Source organism: Streptomyces sp. NPDC050433 (genome assembly GCF_044458565.1).
In the GTDB taxonomy this organism is placed as follows: domain Bacteria; phylum Actinomycetota; class Actinomycetes; order Streptomycetales; family Streptomycetaceae; genus Streptomyces.
This window is the reverse complement of sequence record NZ_JBITIB010000011.1, coordinates 168,517-194,366: the sequence shown is the minus strand read 5'-3', so window position 1 is coordinate 194,366 and position 25,850 is coordinate 168,517. Positions and strand designations below refer to the sequence as shown.

The window sequence follows — 25,850 nt, the reverse complement described above, 5'->3', positions numbered from 1 at the left end:
ACAGCGCGGCGGGCAACGACTTGACCGGCCTGACCGGCCTCACTGGCCTGACTGGCTTGAACGGCTTGAACGAGCGGGGGGAACGATGAGCGGGACGAGGAGATGTCAGCGCCCCGGTTGCGAGGGGTCGTACGAGGACATGGGCGGCGGTGAGCTGTACTGCGACACCTGCGGTCTGGCTCCGGTCGTCTCACCGACCGGCATGGTGTCGTCCCCGCCCACCGGGATCACCGGCGGCGGCAAGGACAGCCGGTCCAGCGGCAAGGGCAGCGGCAGAAGCGGCGGTTCGGCGCGGAGCGGTTCGTCCCGCGCGTCGTCGCGCGCCTCCTCGCGCTCGTCGACGTCCCGGCGTTCGGTCTCGGGCCGGCTGTCGCGTTCGCTGTCCGGCCGGCTCTCCAGCCGGTCGGTCTCGGTCCGCAGCTCCGGCGCCGCCTCCGCCACCTCGGCGCGCAACCGGCTGGGCGCGGGCCTCGTGTCCGTACCGGACGTGCCGAGGCCCGATCCGCGGTCGGCGGTGATGACGAGCGCCGAGGTCCCGGAGCGCAAGCGGTACTGCTCGCGGTCCGACTGCGGTGCGGCGGTGGGCCGTTCGCGCAATGAGCGGCCGGGGCGCACGGAAGGGTTCTGCACCAAGTGCGGCCACCCGTACTCGTTCGTACCGAAGCTGCGCGAGGGCGACATCGTCCACGGGCAGTACGAGGTCGCGGGCTGTCTGGCGCACGGCGGCCTGGGCTGGATCTATCTCGCCGTCGACCGCGCGGTCTCCGACCGCTGGGTGGTCCTGAAGGGCCTGCTCGACACAGGTGACCAGGACGCCATGGAGGCGGCGATCTCCGAGCGGCGCTTCCTCGCCGAGATCGAGCACTCCAACATCGTCCGCATCTACAACTTCGTGGAACATCTCGACCAGCGGACCGGCTCCATGGACGGCTACATCGTCATGGAGTACGTGGGCGGCAAGGCGCTCAAGGAGATCGCCAACGAGCGGCGCGCCGCCGACGGCAAGCGCGACCCGCTGCCGGTCGAGCAGGCCTGCGCGTACGGCATAGAGGCGCTGGAGGCCCTGGGCCATCTGCACAGCCGCAATCTCCTCTACTGCGACTTCAAGGTCGACAACGCCATCCAGTCGGAGGACCAGCTCAAGCTCATCGACATGGGCGCGGTCCGCAGGATGGACGACGACGAGTCGGCGATCTACGGCACCGTCGGCTATCAGGCACCGGAGGTCGCCGAGGTCGGCCCGTCGGTCGCCTCCGACCTGTACACGGTGGCGCGCACGCTCGCGGTGCTGACGTTCGACTTCCAGGGCTACACGAACGTGTTCGTGGACTCGCTGCCGGACCCGGACAACATCGACGTGTTCCGGACGTACGAGTCGTTCTACCGGCTGCTGGTGCGCGCGACGGACCCCGACCCGGCCCGGCGGTTCGCCTCGGCGCAGGAGATGGCCGAGCAGCTGACCGGCGTGCTGCGCGAGGTCGTGGCGCTCCAGACGGGGCGTCCGCGGCCGTCGCTCTCGACGCAGTTCGGTACGGAACTCCGCGTCACGGACACGCAGTTGTTCGCGGACGCGGGACTGGAAGTGTCGCGCCTGGGGCTTCGCCCCGAGCCGGAGCGGGCAGGTCTGTTCGGCCGCCGCGGCAAGGCCGCGGGGGGCGCCGTCGGCGCCTCTCGCGGGGGCGTGAACGGCGGCGCGGCGCTGCCGCCGGGCGGCGGCCACCACGCCGCTCCGGGCCTGCCCGCACCGCTGCCCGGCCACCCGGCGATCCAGCCGCCCCCGCCTCCCTTCGGAGCAGGGCCGCCCCACCTCCCGCCCGGCACTCCGCAGGGAGGCGTCCCGGCACCCCGGTCCGGACCGGCCGGCGGCGCCGTCCCCGCCGTCCCGGCCGCCGAGTCCCTGGAGACCGGCGCCCGGCTCGCGCGCCTCGACGCGCGGGCCACCGCGCTGGCGCTGCCGGTGCCCCGCGTCGACGCGAACGACCCCAACGCGGGCTTCCTGGCCGGTCTGATGGCGTCCGCCCCCGCCGAGCTGATCTCCGCGCTCGCGGCGGCGCCCGCCGACTCCGTCGAGCGCCGGCTGCGCGAGCTGCGCGCCCGGCTGGAGATGGGTGAACTGGTCACGGCCTCCGAGGCGTTGACCGAACTGGAGGCGCGGCACGCCGACGACTGGCGGGTCGTCTGGTACCGGGGCGTCGCCTCGCTCGTCTCGGGTGAGAACGAGATCGCCGCGCTCTCCTTCGACGCGATCTACGACGCCTTTCCGGGCGAGGCCGCGCCGAAGCTGGCGCTCGGAGTCTGCGCCGAGGTGCTGGGCCAACTCGACAACGCGGCCGAGTACTACCGCCTCGTATGGATGACGGATCCGAGCTACGTCAGCGCCGCTTTCGGTCTCGCCCGGGTGCAGAACGCGGCGGGTGACCGGGCCGCCGCCGTACGGACGCTGGAGTCGGTCCCGGAGGCTTCGATCCACTACACGGCGGCCAGGATCGCGGCCGTACGGTCGCGGCTGCGCCGCCGTGACCTGCGCGCGCAGTCGCCTCTCGGCCCGCCGGGAGGCACGCCGGACACGCCGCTGATCGACGACCTGAGAGCGGCGGCCGACCAGGTTTCGCGGCTGGGCCAGTTCGGTCTGGACGCGATGCGCCGCGAGCAGTTGTCGACGGAGGTTCTGGGCACGGCTCTGGACTGGGTACTCTCCGGTGGTCCAGGGAATCGGCCCGGACAGACCTCGCTGCTCGGCAGTGAACTGGACGAGCGCGGTCTGCGCTTGGGACTGGAACGCTCGTACCGGGTGCTTGCCCGGCTCGCTCAGCGTGGCGAGGAGAGGATCGACCTGGTGGAGCGGGCCAACCGCTTCCGCCCCCGGACGTGGGTGTGATTGATGTCGCAGATGCGCGAGCCGACGGGCCTTTCGAGGTGCCCCAGTTGCGAGGAGCCACTGGAGTCGGGCGACCTGTTCTGTGGTGCGTGCGGGTACGACCTGTCGGCCGTGCCCCCGCCTCCGGACGACAACCCCACGATCGTCATCAACGGCGCCCAGGCGCCGGCCGAGACGGCTTCGGGCACCGGTGCCGGGGCCGGTGGCGCCGCGGCCGTCGACTGGCCGGCCGCCGCCGATACGGACGGCACGGCCACGCCCGCGCCGGTGCATGTGCCCGGTGAGCTGCCGGGTCTCGACTCGACCGGGGTGCCGCTGTCCGGGCACACCCCGGCCGGGCACCGGCCGGCGCCGTCGGCCGTACCCGTACAGGCGGCCGTACCGACCGCCGCGCCGACCAGCCCCGCAGGTGACTTCGAACTGCCCGCACCCGCACCGGCACCGGTGACCACCGGGGCTGCGTCCTCGACGCCCCATGTCACCGACAACCGGTCGACCGACCCCGCCGACCCCCGCACGGCGCCCCCCGCCGCCCCGTCGGGCACGAAGCTCTGCGTGGCCTGCCGCGCCGGCCAAGTCGACAACGACGGCTACTGCGAGAACTGCGGCCACGCCCAGCCGCGCGAACGCGACCATGTGGAGCAGGAGTTGGACGCCGTGGCGGCGGTCAGTGACCGCGGACTGCGCCACCACCGCAACGAGGACGCGTTCGCCGTGTCGTCGGCCGCCCTGCCGGACGGGTCGCCGGCCGTCGTCGCGATCGTCTGCGACGGCGTGTCGTCGGCGACCCGCCCCGACGAGGCGTCGGCGGCGGCCTCGGCAGCCGCCAACGAGGTGCTGCTGGCCGCGCTGCCGCGCGGCAATCACCCGCAGCAGGCGATGCACAAGGCGATCGTGGCCGCCGCCGAGGCCGTCAACGCCCTTGCCGACATGCCGGGTCGGGCCGGCGAGCAGGAGTCCGCGCACCGCGCGCAGAACGCGCCGGCGTGCACGATCGTCGGCGCGGTCGTGGCGAGCGGGCTGCTGGTCGTCGGCTGGGTCGGTGACAGCCGCGCCTACTGGGTGCCGGACGACCGCAGCGGACCACCGGCCAGGCTCACCGAGGACGACTCCTGGGCCGCCCAGATGGTCGCCGCGGGGCTGATGAACGAGGCGGAGGCGTACGCGGACGAACGCGCCCACGCCATCACCGGCTGGCTCGGCGCCGACGCCTACGAACTCGAACCGCACACGGCGTCGTTCAAGCCGGACCGCCCCGGTGTCGTGGTGGTGTGCACGGACGGCCTGTGGAACTACGCGGAGAGCCCGCAGGAAATGGCGCGGGTCCTGCCGACCGACGCCGCCACCCGGCCCTTGCGCAGCGCCCAGGTGCTGGTCGGCCACGCACTCGACGGCGGGGGCCACGACAACGTAACAGTGGCCCTGCTGCCGTTCGCCCTCCCACGGCAAGGGGCAGGATCCGCCTACAGCCCGGCCTGAGCACCCCACTGCCCGGACCACCGGCCGGACTTCCGGCTCGGACCGGCGCCCGGGTCCAACCCCTGGGAGCACGTCCGCCCGTTGTCCCGCCGTCCTCTCAAGTCTTCTGCCTTTCTCCAGTGGAGCGTCAAGGAGCCGATACAGATGGCGAACTTCTCCAAGTCGACCGTGCCGCAGTTCTCCGTCGAGGTGTACCAGAACGAGTACCTGCCGGAGGGCGGGCGCGAGGTCAACGCGATCGTGACGGTCACGTCCACCGGAGGTGGTACGACCGGCGGGGTGCCGCTCGCGGGCGCGTCCGTCACACCCACAGTGCCGCCGGGCCAGGGCCCGAACGCGGCCGTGGTGATCATGGTCGACTGCTCGGGGTCGATGGACTATCCGCCGACGAAGATGCGCAACGCGCGCGACGCCACGTCCGCCGCCGTCGACACCCTGCGCGACGGGGTCGCCTTCGCCGTGGTGGCCGGTACGCATGTGGCCAAAGAGGTCTATCCGGGCGACGGCCGGCTCGCGGTCGCGGACGCCGCCACCCGCGCGGAGGCCAAGAACGCGCTACGCAAGCTGAACGCCGGCGGCGGTACGGCCATCGGCACCTGGCTGCGGCTCGCCGACCGGCTGCTGGCCTCGGCCGACGTGTCGATCAGGCACGGCATCCTGCTCACCGACGGCCGTAACGAGCATGAGACGCCCGAGGATCTGAAGGCCTCGCTCGACGCCTGCGCGGGCCGCTTCACCTGTGACGCCCGCGGTGTGGGCACGGACTGGGTGGTGAAAGAAGTCACAGGCATCGCCTCGGCGATGCTCGGGACGGCGGACATCGTGGCCGATCCCGCGGGCCTGGCCGCCGACTTCACCGAGATGATGGAGAACGCGATGGGCAAGGAGGTCGCGGACGTCGCCCTGCGGCTCTGGACGCCCGTCGGTGTGGAGATCAAGTTCGTCAAGCAGGTGGCGCCGACGGTCGAGGAGCTGACCGAGCGGCGTACGGACGCCAACCCCCGTGCAGGGGACTATCCGACGGGTTCCTGGGGCGACGAGTCCCGTGACTACCACGTATGTGTCCAGGTCCCGGAGGCGGGGGTCGGCCAGGAGATGCTGGCGGCACGGGTCTCGCTGATCCTCCCCGCCGCCGACGGCACGTCGCAGGTGCTGTCTCAAGGGCTGGTACGGGCGGTGTGGACCGACGACATGGTGGCGTCGACCTCCATCAATCCGCAGGTCGCGCACTACACGGGCCAGGCCGAGTTGGCACAGGTGATCCAACAGGGCCTGGAGGCCCGTAAGTCGGGGGACTTCGACGGCGCGACCGCCAAACTGGGCCGCGCGGTACAGCTCGCGTCGGACTCCGGGAACGCGGATACGGCGAAATTGCTTTCGAAGGTGGTGGACGTGGTCGATGCGGCGACGGGTACTGTGCGACTGAAGGCGAAGGTCGCGGACGCGGACGAGATGACACTGGAAACTCGCTCGACCAAGACCGTTCGCGTCAAGAAGTAGCTATCCGCGGTAAGAAGCGATCAAAGGCGGCCTCTGGGCCGGACGAGGAGAGGGGGAAGCGCCGACATGCCGACTTGCCCGAACGGACACCAGTCGGGTTCCGACGACTGGTGCGAGGTCTGCGGCCATCGCATGGCCGGAGCCGGCGCTCCCGCCGGTGCGGTGCCCCCACCTCCCCCACCACCGCCGGCGCCCGGTTACGGCTATCCGCAGGATCCGAACGCCACGGCGCAGGCCGAGCTGTGCCCGCAGTGCCGCACCCCGCGCGAGGGCAACGCCCTGTTCTGCGAGGAGTGCCGGTGGAACTTCCTCACGAACACGGCGACTTCGTACACGCCGCTGGCTCCGCAGCAGCAACAGCCCGGTGGACCGGGCGGCCCCGGCGGGCCAGGTGGTGCCCCGCCGCCCGGACTGAACCTGCCGCCGGGCTTCCAGGCCCAGCAGGCGCCGCCCCGGCCGCCGGACCCGTACGACTACCAGGGCTCGCGCCCCTCCCAGCTGAACCGGCCCGCCGAGCCGCTGGATCCCGATCAGCAGGGTCAGCCGGGTGGGCTCGGCCCGCAGGGTGGACCTCCCGGACCTCCCGGACCCTTCGGTCCCCCCGGACCGCACGGCCAGCAGGGACCACCGCCGCCCCCGCCGTACCAGCAGCAGGGTCCGCCGTCGCCGCCCTCGTTCCAGCAGTCCGGCCCGCCGGCCCCGCCGCAGCAGACCGGTGGCGACGACTGGGTGCTGCCGCCGCCCTCCCATGCGCAGGCGCCCGCGCCCCCGCAGCAGTTCCAGCAGGGACCACCGCCGCAACAACAACAGCACCAGCAGCAGCAGCCACCGCCTCACCAGTACCAGCCGCCCGGCAACTGGACCGCGGTCGTCGCACCGGACCGTGACTACTTCATGGCGATGATGCAGCGCAGTGGCCCCGAGGCGACGGGCCTCAACCTGCCCGCGTACTCACCGGAACAGCACCTTCCGATGACCGGCAACCAGATCACCATCGGCCGCCGCCGCCACTCCACCGGCGAGTCCCCCGATGTCGACCTGTCCGTGCCGCCGGAGGATCCGGGCGTCTCGCACCAGCACGCGGTCCTGGTCCAGCAGCCCGACGGCAGCTGGGCGGTGGTCGATCAGAACTCGACGAACGGCACGACGCTGAACGGCGCCGAGGACCCGATCCAGCCGTATGTCCCCGTCCCGCTCAAGGACGGCGACCGCGTGCATGTCGGTGCCTGGACGACGATCACGATCCGCCGGAGCTGAGCGACCAGACGTACGGCCCGGAGGGATCGTCCAGCCAGGCCCACTGCCGGTCCTGGCCGACGGTGATGCCGAACCTCTCCCGCTGCGGGCGCCCCTCGCGCTCCCAGAGGGAGAGGGCCTCGTGCGGGTCCAGGCTGCCCGCCGTCAGCGAGAGCATGAAGCGGAAGAGATCGTTCTCCAGCGCCCGCCGGGGCAGCCCGCCGATGCGCTGGAGGACGGGCAGTCCGGGCTCCGCCACGCCGCCGCGCAGCGGGACGAAGAAGGCGGACGTGTGCAGGAAGTGCCCTTCCGCGTAACGGCCGTGCGGGTCGTCGCCGACGTCCAGCGCGATCAGCCCGGTTGCCAGCGGCGCCAGGATCCGCGCCCCGTCCGCGCACTGCTCCAGCCAGCCGTTCGGCACCGAGGGCAGCGTGCAGGTCGCGATGATCCGGTCGAAGGGCGCCCGCCGGCGGCAGCCGATCGCGCCGTCGCCCGTGACGACCGTGGGCCGGTATCCGGCGGCGGCGAGATGCGCACGGGCGGACTCGGTGATCTCCGGATCCAGATCGACGGTCGTGACGCGCTCGTCGCCCAGCCGGTGCGAGAGCAGCCCCGCGTTGTAGCCGGTGCCCGCGCCGATCTCCAGGACGGTGTGCCCGTCGTGGACGTCGAGTTCGGTGAGCATCCGGGCCATCAGGGAGGGCTGGCTGCTGGAGGAGATCAGTTCACCGTCGCGTACGCGGGTGGCCAGCGCACCGTCCGCGTACGCGCCGTGCAGCCAGCGCAGCCGTTTCACCGGGTCGGGATCGTCGCACCACAGCCGGTCGTGGCCGCCGAGCCTGCTGACGTAGTAGTACGGGACGAACAGATGGCGCGGCACCTCTTCGAAGGCCGCCTGCCAGACCGGGTCGTCCAGCGACCCGTCGGCCACCATGCCCCGCACCATGGCCGCACGCGCCTCGGCGGCCACGCCGGCCTCGTCGTCGCCCGGCCTGTACGTCTCGCGGTGCTCGCGGTGAACGCCCATGTCTCCACTGTCCTGTGTCGGGGCCGCGGAAGCGAGCAGTCCCGAGGTCCGGGACCGCGAGTAATCGTTTTCCGGACCGTGAGTAACGGGTTGCGGACCCCCTGTGGGCGGGTCCTGGATCCCAGGTACTCGGCCGGTGGGTCTGAGACCATGGAGGGGTGAACGAGATTCCGCGCGGCACACTTCCGGAGCAGACCTTCTACGAGCAGGTCGGTGGCGAGGAGACCTTCCGGCGCCTGGTGCACCGGTTCTACCAGGGGGTCGCCGAGGATCCGCTGCTCCGGCCGATGTATCCGGAGGAGGATCTGGGCCCGGCCGAGGAGCGGTTCACGCTGTTCCTGATCCAGTACTGGGGCGGTCCGCGCACGTACAGCGACAACCGGGGTCATCCCCGGCTGCGGATGCGGCACGCGCCGTTCGCCGTCGACCGGGCCGCGCACGACGCGTGGCTGCGGCACATGCGGGTGGCGATAGACGAGCTGAGGCTCTCGGAGGAGCACGAGACGCAGCTCTGGAACTACATGACGTACGCCGCCGCCTCGATGGTGAACAGCTGAGCGTTCGCGGCGTCAGCGCCACACGCGATGTCCCGGAATGCGGAACTCCCGTTCCGGACAACGGTCACGATCGGGTCAAAGTCCGCCCGTAAGCGGTTTCCACGGACGGCGGCCCTCTGAAAGTATCCGAAGCTCCGGGGGCGGGCGACGGATCGGCGGGGGGACGCGTGACGGGGTTCGTGTTCCTGCGCGTCCGCGCGCATCGGTTGCTGCTGGCCGCGGCTCTCCTCGCCGTACTGCTGACCACCTCCGTCCTGTCCGCCCTCACCGCTTTCTCCGGCTCCATCGGGGACGCCGCGCTGCGCCACACCCTCCAGGGCCGCGAGGCCTCCGGCGCCGCGCTCGCGATCACCGCGCAGGTCGCGGCGAGCGACCGGGAGGCCGCGAACGAGGCGGCGTCCAAGGTCGCGCGGGAGTCCTTCGACGGGCTGCCGGTCACCGTACGGAAGCTGGAGCGCTCCGGGTCGTACGCGCTCCCCCGCGCCCTTCAGCCGCCCGACGCCCGCGAGGGCGATCCCGACCTCACGCACTTTGCGACGCTCGACCGCTCGCGTGTACGGCTGGTGGCGGGCGACTGGCCCACCGCTGAAGCCTCGGGCGCTGCGGGCACGTCCGCCGCGGACCCCGTGCAGGCGGCGCTCCCCGAAGAGGCGGCGACCCAGCTCGGGTTGAAGCCCGGAACACGCCTCACCCCCCACGACCGGCTGGACGACAAACCCCTCGCGATCCGCGTCACGGGCATCTACCGGCCGGCCGATCTCACCGACCCGTACTGGAAGTTGGACACCCTCGGCGGCCAGGGCGTCCAGACGGTCACCTTCACCACCTACGGCCCGCTGCTCACCGACCCCGCCCTGTTCGACTCCGGGCGGCTCCAGGCGGGCGACCTGTCCTGGCTGGCCGCCGCCGACTTCCGGTCCGTCACCACCGCCCGTATCGACGCGCTGCGCGCCGCCGCCGAGCGCGGGCCCAAGTCCCTCGCCGCGCAGCCGGTGTTCGCCGACGGTGTGAACGCGCGGACCACGCTGCCGAGCGTGCTCGACCGGACCGAACGCGCGCTGCTCGTGTCGCGCTCCACGCTGCTGATCGTCGCCGTCCAGCTCGTCCTCCTGGCCGGCTACGCCCTGCTGCTGGTCGCGCGGCTGCTGAGCACGGAGCGGACCAGCGAGAGTGATCTCCTGCGGGCACGCGGCGGTTCACGGCGCCGGATCGCCTGGCTCGCCACCGTCGAGGCACTGCTGCTGGCGCTGCCGGCCGCGCTCTGCGCGCCGCTGTTCGCGGGCCCGCTGACCCGGCTGCTCGCCGACCGCGGCCCGCTCACCGAGATCGGGCTGCGGCTCGGTGACACCTCCACCGCGCAGGTGTGGCTGACGGGCGTCGGGGTCGCGCTGGCGTGCGCCGCCGCCGTCGTGGCGCCCGCCCTCGCCTCGGCCGGGGTGACCCGGCTGCGGCGAGGCAGGGCGGGGGCGCTGCCCGGCCCGGTGCGCGCGGGCGCCGATGTGGGGCTGCTGGTGGTCGCCGCCGTGGCGTACTGGCAGCTGGACCGGCAGACGGCCACCTCGGGCGACGGCGCGCTCAGCGGAGACAGCCGGGGCGAGCTGGGTGTCGATCCTCTGCTGGTCGCCGCCCCCGCGCTGGCGCTGCTCGCGGGCACCGTACTGACCCTGCGCCTGCTGCCGCCCGTGGCGCGTCTGGCCGAACGGCGCGCGGCGGGCGGGGCGGGGCTGTCGTCGGCGCTGGCCGGCTGGCAGTTCAGCCGCCGGCCGCTGCGCGGCGCGGGTCCGGTGCTGCTGCTGGTGCTGGCCGTGGCGATGGGCATGCTGGCGATCGGGCAGAGCGCGTCGTGGGACCGTTCGCAGGAGGACCAGGCGGACTTCAGGACCGGTGCGTCGCTGCGGGTGCTGGCCAACCGGCCCGGCGATCCCGGCCAGGCGGGGATCTACGCCGCGCTGCCGGGGGTGCGTGGGGCGGCTCCCGCGTATCGCGCCACGTCCGAGCTGTCGGCGGACCGGAAGGCGACCGTACTCGCGCTGGACACCGGCCGGGCCGACGAGCGGATGCTGCTCCGTGACGACCTGGCCGGAGAGTCCGGTGACGACGGTGCGCAGCGGCTGCTCGACGCGGTGAAGCCGCCGAAGGCGGCGCAACCGGGCGCTTCGCTGCCCGACGGCGCCCGGCAGCTCCGGATCACGCTGCGGCTCACGGACACGTCGGCGGGGGACGGGGTGTCGCCGTCCGGCAGCGCGCCGTTCACCACCGTGGTGGTCGAGGACCGCTACGGCATCGGCTACCGCCTGCTCGCGGGCGAAGTGCCCGTCGACGGCCGCCCGCACACCGTCGCGCTCGATCTGACCGGCGCGGCGGCCTCGACGCGCGGCCCCCGGGCGGCGGCCACGCCGCTCACCCCGGCGCAGCCGCTCACGCTGACCGGCCTGGAGCTGGATTCGACCGCCCCGCAGGGCAGGAGCGAGACCCACCGGCTCAGTGTCGACGCGCTGAAGTCCGTGGACGCCGATGGCGCCGTACGCCCGGTGGACATCGCCACGGACTTCGACTGGCGGGCGACGCTCCTCGCCTCGCTGGACGGCCAGGCGGACCCGGACGTCGCCCTGAAGCCGGTCGTCACGGCGGCGGCGCCGCTCGCGTTCTCGTACGAGACGGGGATCAGCCCGTCGGCCGGGCCCTACCTCGACCCGGCGCGGGGCATCAGCGTGCATGTGGGCGTACCGCGCCCCGAACCGCCCGCCGAGCTGCCCGCGATCGCCACCGACGCCTTCCTGCGTGCCGCCGGGGCGAAGACGGGGCAGAACGTCGATGTCCAGGTCGCGGGCGACCGGCTGCGGGTCAGGATCGTGCGCTCGGTCGGCCAACTGCCCACCACCGGACCCGGCGCTCTGAGCGCGCAGGCCGCGAACGAGACCGCCGACGGCGGCCGTACGGGCGACGGCGGGGCTCTGCTGGTCGATCTGCGCGCCGTCAATCAGGTGCTCGCCGACCGGCGGGAGGAGTCGCTGGCCCCCACGGAGTGGTGGCTGAGCGCGGCGCCCGGCCGCACGCCGGAGATCGCCGAGACGCTGCGCAAGCGGTCCGATGTCGATCCGGCGCAGGTCATGGTGCGCGACGAGATCGCGGACGAGCTGCTGGGCGACCCGCTGGGGGTGGGACCGCAGTCCGCGCTGCTGGCCGCCGCGATCGCGGCGGCGGCGCTGGCGGCCGTCGGCTTCGCGGTGAGCGCGGCGGGGTCGCTGCGTGAACGGGCCGCCGAGTTCGCCCTGTTGCGGGCGCTGGGCACGTCGCGCCGGCAACTCGCCCGGCTGATAGCCACCGAACAGGGTCTGCTGCTGATGGTCGCGCTGCTGGTCGGCCTCGCCCTCGGCGCCGTACTCACCAGGGCTGTCGTGCCCTTGGTCGTCCTGACGGGCCAGGCCACCCAGCCGGTGCCCGCCGTCCTGGTCGAGCTGCCCAGCGGCCAGGTCGCCGCGCTGCTGGCGGGGGTGTCCGCGCTGCCGCTGCTGCTGATCGCGTATCTCACGCTGCGCCGTACGGACCCGGCGGTCACGCTGCGCGAACGGGGAGGCAACTGAGATGCGCGCACCTTCGCCCGGCCCTCGTGACCGGTCCACCGTGCGGGTCGTCGCGCCGTGGGTGCGGACGCGGTTGCGGACCGCGCCCGGAGCCGCCGCGGCGATGGCCGTGCTCGTCGTGTTCACCGCGTATCTCGCCGCCGCGTTCCCCCGTTCCGTTGACGCCTACGAGACGAACGGCCTGCGCCACGACATCAGTACCGCCATCGCCGCCGAGAGCGTCCTGGAGGTCAGCGCGGCGGCGTCGGGCCCCGGTGTGCCGCAGGCGGGCCGGGAGGAGACCCTGCGCGGTGCGTGGGTGGAGCAGGCGCAGCGGGAGATCACGCGGAGTCTGCGGGCGCCGGTGCGGGCCGACGAGGGCGGTTCGGCGTACGGCGTACGGACCTCCGAGCCGGTCGAGGGCACCGACCCCTCGCTGCCCGCGCCGGACAGTCTGCCTCCGATGTTCACCCTCGCCGCCCAGGCGGACCTCGACCGCCACTCCACGCTCCGCGAGGGCCGGCTGCCCCGCGCCGACGGTGCGGTGACGGCGCGCACCGGGGAGGTGGAGGCCGCGGTCACCGCCGAGACCGCCAGGTCGCTGCGGCTGAAGGTCGGCTCCGTGGTGCATGTGCCGGGTGTGGACCGGGACGAACTCGGCGTACGGATCACCGGAATCGTCGCGCCACGGGACCCGGACAACAGCTACTGGGCCGTCGAGACCACGCTCGGCTCCCCCGCGCTCGTCACCAAACCGACCAACGACCGCCCGCAGCCCCGCTACTGGCGTGCCTCCCTCCTGCTGGCGCCGGACGCCGCGCCGGTCCTGCTCGGCACCACCGGTGAGCCCCAGCTGTACTGGCGGATCGCCCCCGACGCCAAGGCGCTCACCGCGCGCGACGCGCCCCTGCTCGCCTCCCGTATCGCGTCGTTGGAGAACGGCCCGGAGCTGGCCGAACTGCGCACGGACGTCGTCGGGTCCGCGGCCGTGGTGGCGACGGGACTCGACGAGATCGTCGCCGCGCACCGCTCGATGCGTGCGGCCATCGCGCCCGTCGTCACCGTCGCGGCGCTGGGCATCGGGGCCGTGGCCGCCGTCGTGCTGGTGATGGCGGGCGGCCTGAGCGCGGCGCGGCGGCAGGCCGAACTCGCCCTGCTGCGCTCGCGCGGCGGATCGTCGCTCGGGATCGGCGGCCGGCTCCTCGCCGAGACGGCGGTGATCGCCGTACCGGCGGCGGCCGTCGGGCTGCTGCTCGCCGTCCTGACCGTCCCGGAGGCCCGGCTGCTGCCCGCCGTGGCGGCGGCGGGCGGGGCCGCGCTGCTGGCGTGCGCCGCGCTGCCGGTGCGGGCCGTCGTACGGCATCGCAGGCCCCGGCCGCACGGGGGCCGCGAGGATCTTGTACGGGCCAGGCCGTCGCGCCGCCGCACGATGGCCGAACTGACCTTGCTGGCGCTGGCGATCGGGGCGGTCTTCGCGCTGCGGAGGCGCGGGGCGGGTGGTGCGGGTGGAGCGGGCGAGGTAGGCGGTGCGGGCGAGGCGGACGGCTTGGCCGATGTGGATTATCTGGTCAGCTCCGCGCCGGTGCTGGTCGGGCTGATCGCCGCGCTCGTTCTCGTACGGCTGTATCCGCTGCCGCTGCGTGTCGCCGGCCGCCCCGCAGGGCGGTTGCGCGGCGCCGTCGGCTTCCTCTCGCTGGCGCGCGCGGGCCGCGCGTCGTCGTCGGGCGCCCTGCCGCTGCTCGCCCTGCTCATCGCGCTGACGACGGCCGCCTTCGGCGGCTCCGTGCTCGCCGGGATCGACGGCGCGAGGGAGCGGGCCGCCGTGCTCGCGACCGGCGCCGATGCCCGGATCGGCGCCGTCGGCTCGTCGCCGGTGCTGCCCGACGGGCTGGCAGGGGCCGTGCGGGACAGCGCCGGGGTGGGTGACGTGACCGCCGTACGGGTCGAGTACGGCGTACCGCTCCCCTCCGACACCAAGGGTTTCCGCACGGCGCTCGGCGTGACCATGATCGGCGTGGAGCCACGGGCGTACGCGCGGCTGGCCCGGCAGACCGGACTCGGGGAGTTCTCGGCGGACGAGCTGACGGCCGTGGGCGGGGGCGGCGTGCGCGACGGCGGCTCGGACCCCGGCCGGGTGCTGCCCGCGATCGCCTCGCCCGCCGTCGCCGAACGGCTCGGCGACCAGCCGCGCGACATCCAGTCGGCGGCCGGGGACTTCAAGGTGCGGGTGGTGGGAACACACACCAACACCCCGGCGTCGCCCGGCGGCGACTACCTCCTGGTGAACGCCGCCGACCTGACCCAGCGGGCACCGACCACCCTGCTGGTCAGCGGCGCGAAGCTGGATGGCGGGGCGCTGCGCCGTACGGTCGCCGGATTCGACGAGACGTCGTCCGGTGCGGGATTCACCGTGCGGTTGCGCACCGAGGAGCGCAAGGCGTTCGTCAACACGCCCATGCAGGAGGGCGCCGAGCGGATCTACTCGGCGGCGATCGCGGCGGGCGCGGGCTACGCCCTGCTGGCGCTGCTGCTCTCGCTGTCGCAGACGGCCCCGGAGCGCGTCACACTGCTGGCGCGGCTGCGCACCATGGGTCTCACGACGCGCCAGGGCCGCCAGCTCCTGGGCCTGGAGGTCCTTCCGCAGGCGCTGCTCGCAGCCGTGGGCGGGGCGTTCGTCGGCTGGGCGACGATCGTGCTGCTGGCACCGGGAGTGGATCTCGTACGGCTGGCGCTCACCGCGACGTCGGACGTGCCGCTGGACGGGGCGCCGCTCCGGGCCGATCCGTGGTCGCTGGTGCTGCCGGCGGTGGGGGTGCTGGGCCTCGCCGCGGCGGTGTCGGTGGTGCAGGCATGGTGGGCGGGACGGCAAGGATCGGTCAACGAACTGAGGGCAGGAGACAGCCGATGACATCGTCGACGGGGTCCCCGGTGACGCTGGAGCAGTTGGAGCGGCGCGCGGGCACCCACCGTGACCGTCCCTCGTACGGGCACGACGCGCTCATCGCCTGCGACCGGCTGGTGCGGATCTTCACCGCCGACGGGGTCGAGGTGCAGGCGCTCCAGGGGCTCGATCTGCTGGTGGCGGAGGGCGAGTTGATGGCCCTTGTGGGTGCGTCGGGCAGCGGCAAGTCGACCCTGATGAACATCCTGGCGGGGCTGGACATCCCGACGGCCGGGGCCGCGAAGGTGGCGGGCCGCGATCTGCTGGGCATGGACGCGAAGGCGCGGCTGCGCTATCGGCGGGAGGCGGTGGGCTTCGTCTGGCAGGAGACCGGGCGGAATCTGCTGCCGTACATGACGGCAAGTCAGAACGTGGCCCTGCCGATGCAGTTGAGCGGCCGGGGCGGTCCGCGTGGCAGTGGTCGCCGCCGTCGGGCGGAGCGCGCGGCGCGGGCCGAATCGCTGCTGACGATGCTGGAGGTCGCGGACTGCCGCGACCGCCGCCCGCACCAGATGTCCGGCGGCCAGCAGCAGCGCGTCGCGATAGCCGTCGCCCTCGCCAACTCCCCTTCCGTACTGCTGGCCGACGAGCCGACGGGGGAGCTGGACTCGGCGACGGGGGAGCAGGTGTTCGCCGCGTTCCGCCGGGCGAACGAGGAGCTGGGCACGACGATCGTGATCGTCACCCACGACCAGCAGGTCGCGTCCGAGGTACGCCGGACGGTCGCCATCCGGGACGGCCGCACCTCCTCGGAGGTCCTGCGCCGCACGGAGGTCGACGCGACGACGGGCCAGGAGTCGGTGGTGGCCCGCGAGTACGCGATGCTCGACCGCGCGGGCCGCCTCCAACTGCCCGCCGAGTACACGAAGGCGCTGGGCATGGAACACCGCGTGATGCTGGAACTGGAACAGGACCACATCCAAGTCCACCCAGACACCCCACCCAACTGACACCCGCCTGCACCGGAACCCGCAGCAGGTCACGGTCCGAACGGGCTTGGGCGCAAGCCTCGGCTCTCCCTGGCCCCAACCACCCCAACGGGCCTCGCCGCCCGCAGGGGGCAGACCCTCCGACGCGGCCAGCGCAGCCAGGCGGCAGCCTCGGCGTCGCACACGTGACCGCCCTCCCGAGCACCCAGCAGGGTCGACTCGCGCCGGAAGGGCGCGGGTCTTGGGGAGTTGGGCCGTGTCTGGCCCATCGCGCCGGGCGGGAGGCGAGGGAACCGTGCCGCTACGGGAACCGCGTCCGCGTGCCATCTCCAGGCTGGTCGGCTTCCTCCGGCGAAGCAGCTCCGCCCGGAGTTGATCCGGCTTCGGGCTCCCGTCCCACAGGTCCGCGTCGCGCCCTCGCACATGCCCGGCCGGCGGGCCGGCCTGTCACGCACATCGTCACGCTCAGGCCGGCGTCACGCTCAGGCCGCCGATACCCCCGGCCCCGCCCGCCCGTACCGCGATCGAGCCGTACGGCGTGCGCAGCCGCAGCCATGTGCCGGTCCTGAGCAGCGCCACCGGTGCGGTCTCGGGCATCGGGCGCAGGAAGCCCACCGACTGCGCCGCGTGTACGGCGCGCAGCGGCAGGTCCGTGTCGTCGACCGTCCGGGACCAGATCTCGCGGCCGATCCTGTCCCGCTCGGCGCGGTCCCGGTGCGCGGCGGGCAACGCCTCGTCGCGCGTGCGGAACTCGGCGACCGCCGCGGCGACCGCCTGCCGCAGCCGGGCCGGTCCCGGCAGGCCGGGCACCTGCTGCCAGCCGCCACGCGGCGGGAGCACCCCGGTCCACGGCGGGCCGGTGACGGCGGCGGGAAGGGTGAAGTCGCCCGTCAACTCGTCGATCGCTTCGAGGAGTTCACCGGCGGAGACGGTGACGTCCAGCTCCACCGGAGCAGCGGCAGCGGCAACCGCGGGCGCGGCCACCCCGGCCGCCCCCTCGCGCAACCGCGCCGTACGGATCGCGAGCACCTCGAACGCAGGGGGCCGACCGAACACCGCCAGGGCCCCGGCGCCCAGTTGGAGGCGTACCGCCGCCGCCCGGTCGTAGCGGATCAGCCGACCGAGGAAGGCGGCGAGATCCGCCGCCTCCGCCGTGTCGGCGAGCCGCAGGGCCCGTACGGCCGCACCCGTCGTCGCCGTCATGCCGCGAGCGCCTCCGCGTCGTCCAGGTACTTCTGGAGGAAAGACCTCTCCTCTGCCGTGATCCGCCGCGGCCGGCCCGCCTGGAGGTCGTACGGCACGATGACGGTCGAGGCCCGGACGTACACCTGGTCCTCGTCCTTGATCTCGTACGCGATCGTGAGCGTCGCCGCGCCGATCTTCGTCACCCACAGCTCGACGGTCACCGGCTCGTGCCGGTGGACCAGCGGCAGCTTGTAGTCGATCTCGTGCCGGGCCACGACGGACCCGCCCGAGAAGGACGGTGAGCCGTCCCCCGGCGCCAGCCGGAACATGAAGTCGATACGCGCTTCCTCCAGATAGCGGATGAAGACCACGTTGTTGACGTGCCCGAAGGCATCCATGTCCGACCAGCGCATGGGGCAGCTGTAGTGGTGGCGCGCCATGTCAGCCTCGGGTCAGCTTCTTGTACGTGGCGCGGTGCGGCCGGGCGGCATCGGCGCCGAGCCGCCCCACCTTGTTCTTCTCGTACGACTCGAAGTTGCCCTCGAACCAGAACCACTTGGACTCGCCCTCGTACGCCAGGATGTGCGTGGCGACGCGGTCGAGGAACCAGCGGTCGTGGGAGATGATCACGGCCGCCCCGGAAAACTCCAGCAGCGCGTTCTCCAGCGACGACAGGGTCTCGACGTCGAGGTCGTTGGTCGGTTCGTCGAGGAGCAGCAGGTTGCCGCCGAGCTTGAGCGTCAGCGCCAGGTTGAGGCGGTTGCGCTCACCGCCGGACAGGACTCCGGCCGGCTTCTGCTGGTCGGGGCCCTTGAAGCCGAACGCGGAGACATACGCCCGCGAGGGCATCTCGACATGGCCGACGTTGATGTAGTCCAGCTCGTCGGAGACGACGGCCCACAGCGACTTCTTGGGGTCGATGTTGGCGCGGCCCTGGTCGACGTAACTGATCTCGACGGTTTCGCCGACCTTGATGGAGCCGGAGTCCGGCTGCTCCAGGCCCTGGATCATCTTGAAGAGCGTCGTCTTGCCGGCGCCGTTGGGGCCGATGACCCCGACGATGCCGTTGCGCGGCAGCGAGAAGGAGAGGTCGTCGATCAGCACCTTGTCGCCGAACGCCTTGCTCAGGTTCTCGACCTCGACCACGACACTGCCGAGGCGCGGGCCCGGCGGGATCTGGATCTCCTCGAAGTCCAGCTTCCGCATCTTGTCGGCCTCGGCCGCCATCTCCTCGTAACGGGCCAGCCTGGCCTTGGACTTGGCCTGGCGTCCCTTGGCGTTGGAGCGGACCCACTCAAGCTCGTCCTTGAGCCGCTTGGCGCGCTTGGCGTCCTTCTGGCCCTCGACCTTGAGGCGCGCCTGCTTGGTCTCCAGGTACTTGGAGTAGTTGCCCTCGTAGCCGTGGAGACGGCCGCGGTCGACCTCGCAGATCCATCCGGCGACGTTGTCGAGGAAGTACCGGTCGTGGGTGACGGCGACGACGGCACCCGGGTACTTGGCGAGGTGCTGCTCCAGCCACTGCACGGACTCGGCGTCCAGGTGGTTGGTGGGCTCGTCGAGCAGCAGCAGGTCGGGCGCCTCCAGCAGCAGCTTGCAGAGCGCGACCCGGCGGCGCTCACCGCCGGAGAGGTTGGTGACGGCCCAGTCGCCGGGCGGGCAGCCCAGCGCGTCCATGGCCTGCTCCAACTGAGTGTCCAGGTCCCACGCGTTGGCGTGGTCGAGGTCCTCCTGGAGCTTGCCCATCTCGTCCATCAGCGCTTCGGAGTAGTCGGTCGCCATCAGTTCGGCGACCTCGTTGAACCTCTTCAGCTTGCCCATGGTCTCGGCGGCGCCGTCCTGGACGTTCTCCAGCACCGTCTTGGTCTCGTCCAGCGGCGGCTCCTGGAGGAGCATCCCGACCGAGTACCCGGGCGTCAGGAAGGCCTCGCCGTTGGAAGGCTGCTCCAGCCCGGCCATGATCTTGAGGACGGTGGACTTACCGGCACCGTTGGGGCCGACCACACCGATCTTCGCGCCGGGCAGGAAGCTCTGCGTCACGTCATCGAGGATGACCTTGTCGCCGTGCGCCTTGCGCGCCTTGCGCATGGTGTAGATGTACTCAGCCAAGGGAAACCGTCCGGCAGATCGAGAAGGGCCAATGTGCGGCTCCGCCGCGTGAGGGCAGATAGAGCCATCTTGCCGCACGTGCGTCCCTGGGGGGAAACCGGTTGTCCAGGGCTCGGACACACCGTCCCGGCCTGCGGCACCCACGGGACATTCGCCGCGACCAGCGAACACGACGGCGGTCGCGTACCGGCGAGCGAACCGGCACGCGGCCCCGGCGCACGACCGAATTCGTCTGCGCGTCGGGGCCGCTGTCAGGGGCGGCCGGAGTGCCGTGCCGTCAGCGGGGCGTACGGCGCCCCGGACCGGACAGGCGCCCGACAGGCGCCGGTCCGGGGCGGACCGGTGACCGGTCAGTCCTCAGTGGCCGTGTCGTTCTTCTTGCGGACGAAGAAGACCGCCGCGCCACCGAGCAGGACCAGCCCGATCGCGACACCGGCGATCATCGGGGTCGCGTTGGACGCGCCCGTCTCGGCCAGGTCCGGACCGTCCGTGCCGGCAGCCCCGCCCGCCGTCGCCGGGGCCAGCTGCGTGATGGTCTCGTCCTCCGGCGGGCCGGGATTCCCGGTGGTCCGGCAGTCGAGCACGCCCTGGAAGTTCTTGCTCAACCCACCGGGCCCGGTGATCGTGAAGTCGTACGCCTGGTCCTCGGCGACCGGCACGGTGACGGTCTTCGACCTGCCCGCCTCGACCGCGTACTCCTCACCGGCGAGCGTGAACGTGAACGGCTCGTCGCCCGTGTTGGCCGCCGTGACGTCCACGCCGCCCTTCGCGCAGTTCTTCTCGGCGGTTATCGCCGGTATCGCGCCCTTCGCTGCCCAGGTGGCGCTGGCCGTCGCCGAGACCGTGGACTCGCTGGAGCCGGCCAGGATCTGCGTCTGGCTCTTGGTTACCCCGGCGAACGCCCTGCCCACCGGCACCGACGTGGTCGCCTGCACGCTCAGCGCGGCCGTGCCGTCCGCCGCGTCCTCGGGGACGTCGAAGTAGAGCCGCGTGCCGTTGGCCGCCTCGGTGACCGGCTTGCCGTCCTTGTCGGTGATCTTGATGCCCATCGCGGCGGCGTCGGCGGGCGGGGACACCGCGACACTGTCCGCGTCGGTACGGACGGTGACCGGACCGATACGCTCGCCGCTGCGCCCGGAGACCGCGCCGGGCTCCAGGGTGAGGGAAGCCTTGGGCTCACCGAGATGGTCGGCGCTCCGCTCCAGCCAGTCGGCCAGCTTCTCGGCCTGCGGGTCAGCGGCGTCGACATCCACATTGTCGGAGTGACGCCAGATGGCCACCTGCGTACCAGCGGCGGCCGTCTTCGCGGTGAGCGGCCCGGTGCCCGCGTCCTCGGCGAGCGCCGCGAGGTCGTCGACCTGGGGGTAGGAGTTCTGCAGGATCCAGCGGATCTTCCCGGCGTTCTTGTTCGCGCCCAGCGAGGTCTGGGCCCAGGGGGTCTCCAGATACTTCGCCTGGTCCTGGGTGGGGTTGTGGATGTCGATGCAGTACGTCTTGAGCTTGCCGCCGCCGTCGACGGTCATCTCGAAGAGCCCGGCGGGCAGTTCGCGCTTCTCGCCGTCGGTGGTGAGCACGGCCTTGTCGAACGTCATGAGGCCGTCGAGCGTGGCGGCGGCGCCACCGCGGTGCTGGAGTGCGTCGTCGGCCACGGCCGCGCCCGCACCGGCTATGGAGCCCGCCACGACAAGGCCTGAGACGGCCATCGAGGCGGCGAGACGGGCGGCGCCCCGCCTCCGAGCGGTTGGAGCGAAGAACTCAGACAGCGCAGTCAACACAGATATTTCCCTCCGTGCGAGGTCCTCCGCGTGGGACGCGTGGGGGGATTGCCTCGCCAGCAGACTCAAGTGCCCCATGAGTACTCGGGAATCCTATGGATGGCGGAGACTGCCGGTGCCCGTTCGCACGTTCCGATAACCGTTCCGAATCGGAATCGTTATCGCTCGCACCTTCGGAGTCGTTCGGCTATCGACAAATCTCCACAACTCCCCGGTCAGAGCGGTCCGGTAGGTGCCCCGACCGCCCCGACCGGGGCCGGTGACTCGTCCTGTTCGGACAGCCACGGTTGCGTATGCACCGGTTTGGCGTCCGCGCCGGTGCCAGGGCCGTTGCCGGTGGCGCCGACGTTCGCTGCCGAAGGCAGCGCGGAAGTCCCCGTCGAACTCCCGGCCGAACTCCCCGCCGAAGCCGCGGCCGACACATCCGCCTGACGCTCCATCAATGCCGGATTCGCCCGTGCCACCCGCCGGAAAGCCGACGTCCCCCATGTCAGATCGTGGCCGATCGACACCGCGTCGATGTCCACGAACGTCCTGCGCTGCCCGTCCTTCGCCTCGTCCCGCACCCGCAGCCTGCCGTGCACGACCAGCGGGTCGCCGACGTTGACCGACGCGGTGAGATTCGCACCGAGCCCCCGCCACGCGCAGACGGTGTAGAAGCTTGTACTCCCGTCCGTCCAGACCGAATTCCGGCGGTCCCAGCGCCGCGGAGTCACCGCGAACCTGAATCGCGCCACCCCGCCCGTCGGTGTTTCCCGGTACTCCACCCCCGTCGCCGCGTTTCCCACCAGCGTCACCACGGTGTCGTTCATGACGTCCCCCCTCTTCTCCGGCTCCCCGGCGCTCCGTTTCCCCGGCCCCATCGACCGACCACTTCATGCTGGACCGGACGGGAAATCCCCGCCGACGCCTGTGGATTACTCGCCAGTTGTGAATATCTCCGTCACCCGTACGTGGTCGAGCCCAGTCACCAGGCGGACGGGACGCGCCTACCTCGTCAGGCCGGACACCGTCGAGTACTGCTCCCGTACTTCCCGGTACCGCATCAGCTCCGCCGCGATCGGATCGAGCACCTTGGCCCGCCCGCACCCCGCCGCCGCCTCACGCAGCCTCCGCTCGGCGTCCTGCCCGTACCGTCTCGCCGGCCCCCGCGCCGCCGCCGCGCACGCCCACTCCACCAGCGGCCCGCCGACGATCCCCGCCAGCATCACCAGCACGGGCGGGACGATGCCGGGCTGGAGCACCCCGATGATCTGGCCGACCAGCCACAGCCCGCCGTAGATCTGAAGCAGTGTCATGGACGCCTGCGCGAGCACCGCCGGCGGCCACCACGCGGGGCGCGCGGGCCGCCCGCTCGGCGGCCCCGCCGTCACGGCCAGTTCATCCAGCGCCTCCGGCAGCCCCACCGCACCGCGGACCGCCGCCTCGCGCACCGCCTGCGCCCACGGCCGCGGCAGCCCGGCCGCCGCGTCGTCCGCGACCGTACGGACGGCCTGCTCGACCCGCTGCCTGGCGGTGAGTTCGTCCTCCACGATCACCTCGGCGCGCGGCGCACCACCGCCGGGCGTCCGGGTGCGTTCGTACCAGCGCCACAGCCGCAGCCACGGCGTCCCGCACGCGCGTCCCGCGTTCCTGCGCCACTCGCGCTCCGCCGCCTCGCCCGTGGCCACGGCACCCACCGCCCACGCGAGCCGTTCCACGAACTCCTCGCGGGAGCGCTCGCCGAGGCCGGTGCGTCCGTCGGCGACGTACACCGAGCGCAGGCGTGCCGCCGCCGCGTCCACGTCGGCCGACAGCCGCCGGGCGGCGACGTTGCGCTCCTGGATGAAACGGCCGACCAGCTCGCGCAGTTCGCCCACGCCCTGGCCGGTGAGTGCGGAGATCGGCAGCACCGTGGCCCCCAGCTCGCCGTGCTCCCCGAGCGCCATGCCGTCCTCGTCCAGCAGCCTGCGCAGATCGTCCAGGACCTGGTCGGCGGCCTCGCCGGGCAGCCGGTCGATCTGGTTCAGCACCACAAAGGTGATCTCCGCGTGGCCCGCCAGCGGTCGCAGATAGCGCTCGTGGAGAGCGGCGTCCGCGTACTTCTCCGGGTCGACCACCCAGATGACCGCGTCGACCAGGGCCAGCACACGATCGACCTGATCCCGGTGCGCCACGACGGCGGAGTCGTGGTCGGGCAGGTCCACGAGGACGAGCCCCTGCAACTCCTCGTCCCCGTCACCGCCCGCGAGCGGCCTGCGACGCAGCCTCCCAGGGATGGCGAGCCGGTCCAGCAGCCCGGCGGCGCCCTCGGACCAGACACAGGCGATGGGCGCGGAGGTGGTCGGCCTGCGCAGCCCCGTCTCCGAGATCGGCACCTCCGCCAGCGCGTTGAACAGCGTGGACTTGCCGCTGCCGGAGGCACCCGCGATGGCCACGACGGTGTGCCGCGACGAGAGCCGCTGCCGCGTGGACGCCTCGTCCAGTACGCGTCCGGCCTCGGCGAGCGTCGTCCCGTCGATACGGGTCCGGGACAACCCCACCAATTCGCGCAGGGCGTCGAGCCGTACCCGCAGCGGGCCTTCGTAGGCGCCTCCGATGGGCTGGTGGGCATCGGCCGGGGCCGCCGTACCGGCGTCCCCGTCGATCCCCTCCACGCCGACGCCGCCGCCCTTGTGCACGGCCGCGTGCCGGGCGATCAGCCCGTCGTCCCAGTTCCGCCCCGCGCCGTCGGTCCCGCCGTCCGCCGCGCCCTCCGTACCGAGGTTCACACCGGCCTGCCCCGACCCGGCCTGTCCCGACCCGGTCTCGCCGGGCCCGTCCGGCAACGTCGTCACGTCCGTCACGTCCGCCATCTCGGTCACATCTCCTTCTGCAGTACGGAAAGCGCCGCGATGAGTTCCGCCTGCGGCTCCGGCGCCACTTCGAGCGCGTCGAGCGGAGCCAGCCGCCGGTCCCGTTCGCCGTTCAGTACGTCGTCGACGTACGTCGCCACCAGGTCGCCGCCCTTGTCGCGCAGCCGTAGCGCGCCCTGCGCGCCGATGCGCTCGGCGAGCCGCTCCCCCGCGACCCGTGTGCGGTGCCCGCCCAGGAGGGCGGCGGCCAGGAGGGCGGCGACCGTCTCGGCATCGGGCGCGGCATTGCGTTCGAGCAGCCGTACCTCCTCCTCGGCCAGCTCCTCCACGACCCGGCGCCAGCGACGTACGGCCATCCCGATCCGCTCGGACACCTCCCTGTCCGGCCCGCGCGCCAGGACCGCGGCCGAGGCCGGTTCGCGCCGCCATACCTCGGTGACCTGCTCGTCGGCGGCTGCGACGGCGCACTGAAGCAGCGCGGCCATGCTCTCCACCAGCGAATCGAGCAGTTCACGCGCCGAGCTGTCCCTCGGATAGCCGCGCCAGCGGGTCCGCGCGTCCCCGGCGAGCACGGCACCGGCCTTGAGCCGCTTGCCGACCCGCTCCCGCTCGCCGGCGTACGCCTCCTCGACGACGCCCGTGAGGCGTACGGCGGCGGCGTACTGCGCCGCGACGGCGCCCGCCAGCTCCGGCATCCGCACGTTGAGCGAGCCGATGACGCCCGCGGCCGTACGGACGACGGCCTGCTGGCGGGCGGCCGGATCCCGCACCCGGTGCGTCAGCCAGTCGAGCAGCGGCGCGACGGCGGAGACGGGCAGCAGCCCGCTGCCGCCGCCGGTCGACTCGGGCAGTTCGGGGATGGTGAAGCGGGGTACGTCACCGAGACCCGCCTTGGTGAGCAGCGCCGCGTACTGACGTGACACCTCGTCAATCACCTGGTGCGGCACGCGGTCCAGGACGGTCACGAGCGAGGCGTCGTACTCCTTGGCCGTACGGAGCAGATGCCAGGGCACCGCGTCGGCGTACCGGGACGCGGTCGTCACCATCACCCACACGTCGGCCGCGCAGATCAACTCCGCCGCGAGAACGCGGTTCCGCACGACGAGCGAGTCGATGTCGGGCGCGTCCAGCAGTGCGAGCCCACGGGGCAGTGCCACGGCGGTGTCGATACGCAGCGCGTACTCGTCGTCCCCGCTCCAGGCCCCGGCCCCGCCGTCCTTCTCCCGCTGCGTGAGCCAGACGCGCGCCAGCTGCGGCAGGACCCGTACGCCGTCGAACCAGTGGCAGTCGTCGGGGTGGCAGACCAGTACGGGCGTACGGGTCGTGGGCCGCAGCACGCCCGCTTCGCTGACCCGCCGCCCCACAAGGGAGTTGACGAGCGTCGACTTACCGGCGCCGGTGGATCCGCCCACCACGGCGAGCAGCGGCGCTTCGGGGTCCCGCAGCCGCGGCACCAGATAGTCGTCGAGCTGCGCGAGCAGTTCCTCCCTGGTCTGCCGGGCACGCGGAGCCCCGTCGAGAGGGAGTGGAAGACGCACGGCGGCGACACGGTCGCGCAGCGCGGAAAGTGCGTCGATCAGCTGAGGCCGTACATCCAAGGTCACCACATGCGAAGAATGCCCAATTTTGGCGCCTTTTTGAAGCGTATAGACATCTCCTGCGCGCCGGTCAGGCACGGGGGACAGACGGGACGAGTGGGGCACAGGCATAACGAGTGCACAACACCCGTAGCGTCAGGCGCGAAAAGCACTGCAGGAATCGCACCTGCCTGCGATTATCGGTTCGCTTCACCGAACCTCCACATCATGCCACGCAGGTGAAGCAACCGGGCCAGGGTGAA

15 protein-coding genes and 1 pseudogene are annotated in these 25,850 nt (G+C 72.7%); 8 read left to right on the top strand and 8 right to left on the bottom strand.

Annotation, left to right across the window (positions count from 1 at the left end; genetic code table 11):
- Positions 1 to 85 precede the first annotated feature (85 nt).
- The 4 genes from ACIBLA_RS16090 (at position 86) to ACIBLA_RS16075 (ending at position 7,114) form a co-directional block, all read left to right on the top strand.
- Positions 86 to 2,878 carry a tetratricopeptide repeat protein gene (locus ACIBLA_RS16090; RefSeq protein ID WP_399198942.1) on the top strand — a complete coding sequence of 931 codons (2,793 nt, stop codon included), beginning with the start codon at positions 86 to 88 and terminating at the stop codon, positions 2,876 to 2,878.
- Between the two features lie 3 nt (positions 2,879 to 2,881).
- Complete coding sequence (locus ACIBLA_RS16085; RefSeq protein WP_399198941.1) at positions 2,882 to 4,357, top strand: protein phosphatase 2C domain-containing protein; 1,476 nt, start codon at positions 2,882 to 2,884, stop codon at positions 4,355 to 4,357.
- A gap of 144 nt (positions 4,358 to 4,501) precedes the next feature.
- The gene (locus ACIBLA_RS16080; protein WP_363242261.1) at positions 4,502 to 5,857 is read left to right on the top strand and encodes a VWA domain-containing protein; all 1,356 of its coding nucleotides are present in this window, start codon (positions 4,502 to 4,504) and stop codon (positions 5,855 to 5,857) included.
- Between the two features lie 66 nt (positions 5,858 to 5,923).
- Entirely contained in the window at positions 5,924 to 7,114 is a 1,191-nt protein-coding gene (locus ACIBLA_RS16075) for an FHA domain-containing protein (protein ID WP_399198940.1), read from the top strand.
- Here ACIBLA_RS16075 and ACIBLA_RS16070 read toward each other — a convergent pair.
- Positions 7,095 to 8,120 (bottom strand): methyltransferase domain-containing protein, encoded by a 1,026-nt coding sequence (locus tag ACIBLA_RS16070; protein WP_363242263.1) that lies wholly within the window; start codon positions 8,118 to 8,120, stop codon positions 7,095 to 7,097. The two genes, ACIBLA_RS16075 and ACIBLA_RS16070, sit on opposite strands and share 20 nt — an antisense overlap.
- A 158-nt stretch (positions 8,121 to 8,278) precedes the next feature.
- On the opposite strand from ACIBLA_RS16070, the gene ACIBLA_RS16065 reads away from it, so the two are divergent.
- The 4 genes from ACIBLA_RS16065 to ACIBLA_RS16050 all read left to right on the top strand — a co-directional run bounded on the left by ACIBLA_RS16065 (position 8,279) and on the right by ACIBLA_RS16050 (position 16,131).
- Positions 8,279 to 8,677: a globin gene (locus ACIBLA_RS16065; RefSeq protein ID WP_399198939.1), complete on the top strand. Its 399-nt coding sequence runs from the start codon at positions 8,279 to 8,281 to the stop codon at positions 8,675 to 8,677.
- A gap of 167 nt (positions 8,678 to 8,844) precedes the next feature.
- The gene (locus tag ACIBLA_RS16060; RefSeq protein WP_399198938.1) at positions 8,845 to 12,261 is read left to right on the top strand and encodes an ABC transporter permease; all 3,417 of its coding nucleotides are present in this window, start codon (positions 8,845 to 8,847) and stop codon (positions 12,259 to 12,261) included.
- A 1-nt stretch (position 12,262) separates the two neighbouring features.
- Entirely contained in the window at positions 12,263 to 15,148 is a 2,886-nt protein-coding gene (locus tag ACIBLA_RS16055) for an ABC transporter permease (protein ID WP_399198937.1), read from the top strand.
- Positions 15,145 to 16,131: an ABC transporter ATP-binding protein gene (locus ACIBLA_RS16050; RefSeq protein WP_399198936.1), complete on the top strand. Its 987-nt coding sequence runs from the start codon at positions 15,145 to 15,147 to the stop codon at positions 16,129 to 16,131. The genes ACIBLA_RS16055 and ACIBLA_RS16050 overlap by 4 nt, the downstream gene beginning before the upstream one ends.
- Positions 16,132 to 16,575: 444 nt before the next feature.
- Here the strand turns inward: ACIBLA_RS16050 and ACIBLA_RS16045 are convergent, their stop codons facing one another.
- The 7 genes and pseudogenes from ACIBLA_RS16045 to ACIBLA_RS16015 all read right to left on the bottom strand — a co-directional run bounded on the left by ACIBLA_RS16045 (position 16,576) and on the right by ACIBLA_RS16015 (position 25,608).
- A complete protein-coding gene (locus ACIBLA_RS16045) occupies positions 16,576 to 17,313 on the bottom strand; it encodes a hypothetical protein (protein ID WP_399198935.1) in 738 nt (245 codons plus the stop codon).
- The gene (locus ACIBLA_RS16040; RefSeq protein ID WP_363242269.1) at positions 17,310 to 17,735 is read right to left on the bottom strand and encodes a thioesterase family protein; all 426 of its coding nucleotides are present in this window, start codon (positions 17,733 to 17,735) and stop codon (positions 17,310 to 17,312) included. The genes ACIBLA_RS16045 and ACIBLA_RS16040 overlap by 4 nt, the downstream gene beginning before the upstream one ends.
- A 1-nt stretch (position 17,736) precedes the next feature.
- Positions 17,737 to 19,401: an energy-dependent translational throttle protein EttA gene (ettA, locus tag ACIBLA_RS16035; RefSeq protein ID WP_363242270.1), complete on the bottom strand. Its 1,665-nt coding sequence runs from the start codon at positions 19,399 to 19,401 to the stop codon at positions 17,737 to 17,739.
- A gap of 350 nt (positions 19,402 to 19,751) precedes the next feature.
- Positions 19,752 to 21,104: a Cys-Gln thioester bond-forming surface protein gene (locus tag ACIBLA_RS16030; protein ID WP_399198934.1), complete on the bottom strand. Its 1,353-nt coding sequence runs from the start codon at positions 21,102 to 21,104 to the stop codon at positions 19,752 to 19,754.
- Between the two features lie 488 nt (positions 21,105 to 21,592).
- Positions 21,593 to 21,988, bottom strand: a pseudogene (locus ACIBLA_RS16025) (single-stranded DNA-binding protein); the annotation flags it as partial.
- A gap of 177 nt (positions 21,989 to 22,165) precedes the next feature.
- On the bottom strand, positions 22,166 to 24,010 hold the full coding sequence (locus ACIBLA_RS16020; protein WP_399198933.1) for a GTPase: 1,845 nt from the start codon (positions 24,008 to 24,010) through the stop codon (positions 22,166 to 22,168).
- Between the two features lie 5 nt (positions 24,011 to 24,015).
- Positions 24,016 to 25,608, bottom strand: coding sequence for a dynamin family protein (locus tag ACIBLA_RS16015; RefSeq protein ID WP_363242339.1), 1,593 nt, complete (start codon positions 25,606 to 25,608; stop codon positions 24,016 to 24,018).
- Between the last annotated feature and the right edge of the window lie 242 nt (positions 25,609 to 25,850).

Bases quoted from the DNA above. Each gene is read 5' to 3' on its own strand.
- ACIBLA_RS16090 (WP_399198942.1), top strand. From the start codon at position 86: ATGAGCGGGACGAGGAGATGTCAGCGCCCCGGTTGCGAGGGGTCGTAC.
- ACIBLA_RS16085 (WP_399198941.1), top strand. From the start codon at position 2,882: ATGTCGCAGATGCGCGAGCCGACGGGCCTTTCGAGGTGCCCCAGTTGC.
- ACIBLA_RS16080 (WP_363242261.1), top strand. From the start codon at position 4,502: ATGGCGAACTTCTCCAAGTCGACCGTGCCGCAGTTCTCCGTCGAGGTG.
- ACIBLA_RS16075 (WP_399198940.1), top strand. From the start codon at position 5,924: ATGCCGACTTGCCCGAACGGACACCAGTCGGGTTCCGACGACTGGTGC.
- ACIBLA_RS16070 (WP_363242263.1), bottom strand. From the start codon at position 8,120: ATGGGCGTTCACCGCGAGCACCGCGAGACGTACAGGCCGGGCGACGAC.
- ACIBLA_RS16055 (WP_399198937.1), top strand. From the start codon at position 12,263: ATGCGCGCACCTTCGCCCGGCCCTCGTGACCGGTCCACCGTGCGGGTC.
- ACIBLA_RS16050 (WP_399198936.1), top strand. From the start codon at position 15,145: ATGACATCGTCGACGGGGTCCCCGGTGACGCTGGAGCAGTTGGAGCGG.
- ACIBLA_RS16045 (WP_399198935.1), bottom strand. From the start codon at position 17,313: ATGACGGCGACGACGGGTGCGGCCGTACGGGCCCTGCGGCTCGCCGAC.
- ACIBLA_RS16040 (WP_363242269.1), bottom strand. From the start codon at position 17,735: ATGGCGCGCCACCACTACAGCTGCCCCATGCGCTGGTCGGACATGGAT.
- ACIBLA_RS16030 (WP_399198934.1), bottom strand. From the start codon at position 21,104: ATGGCCGTCTCAGGCCTTGTCGTGGCGGGCTCCATAGCCGGTGCGGGC.
- ACIBLA_RS16020 (WP_399198933.1), bottom strand. From the start codon at position 24,010: ATGGCGGACGTGACGGACGTGACGACGTTGCCGGACGGGCCCGGCGAG.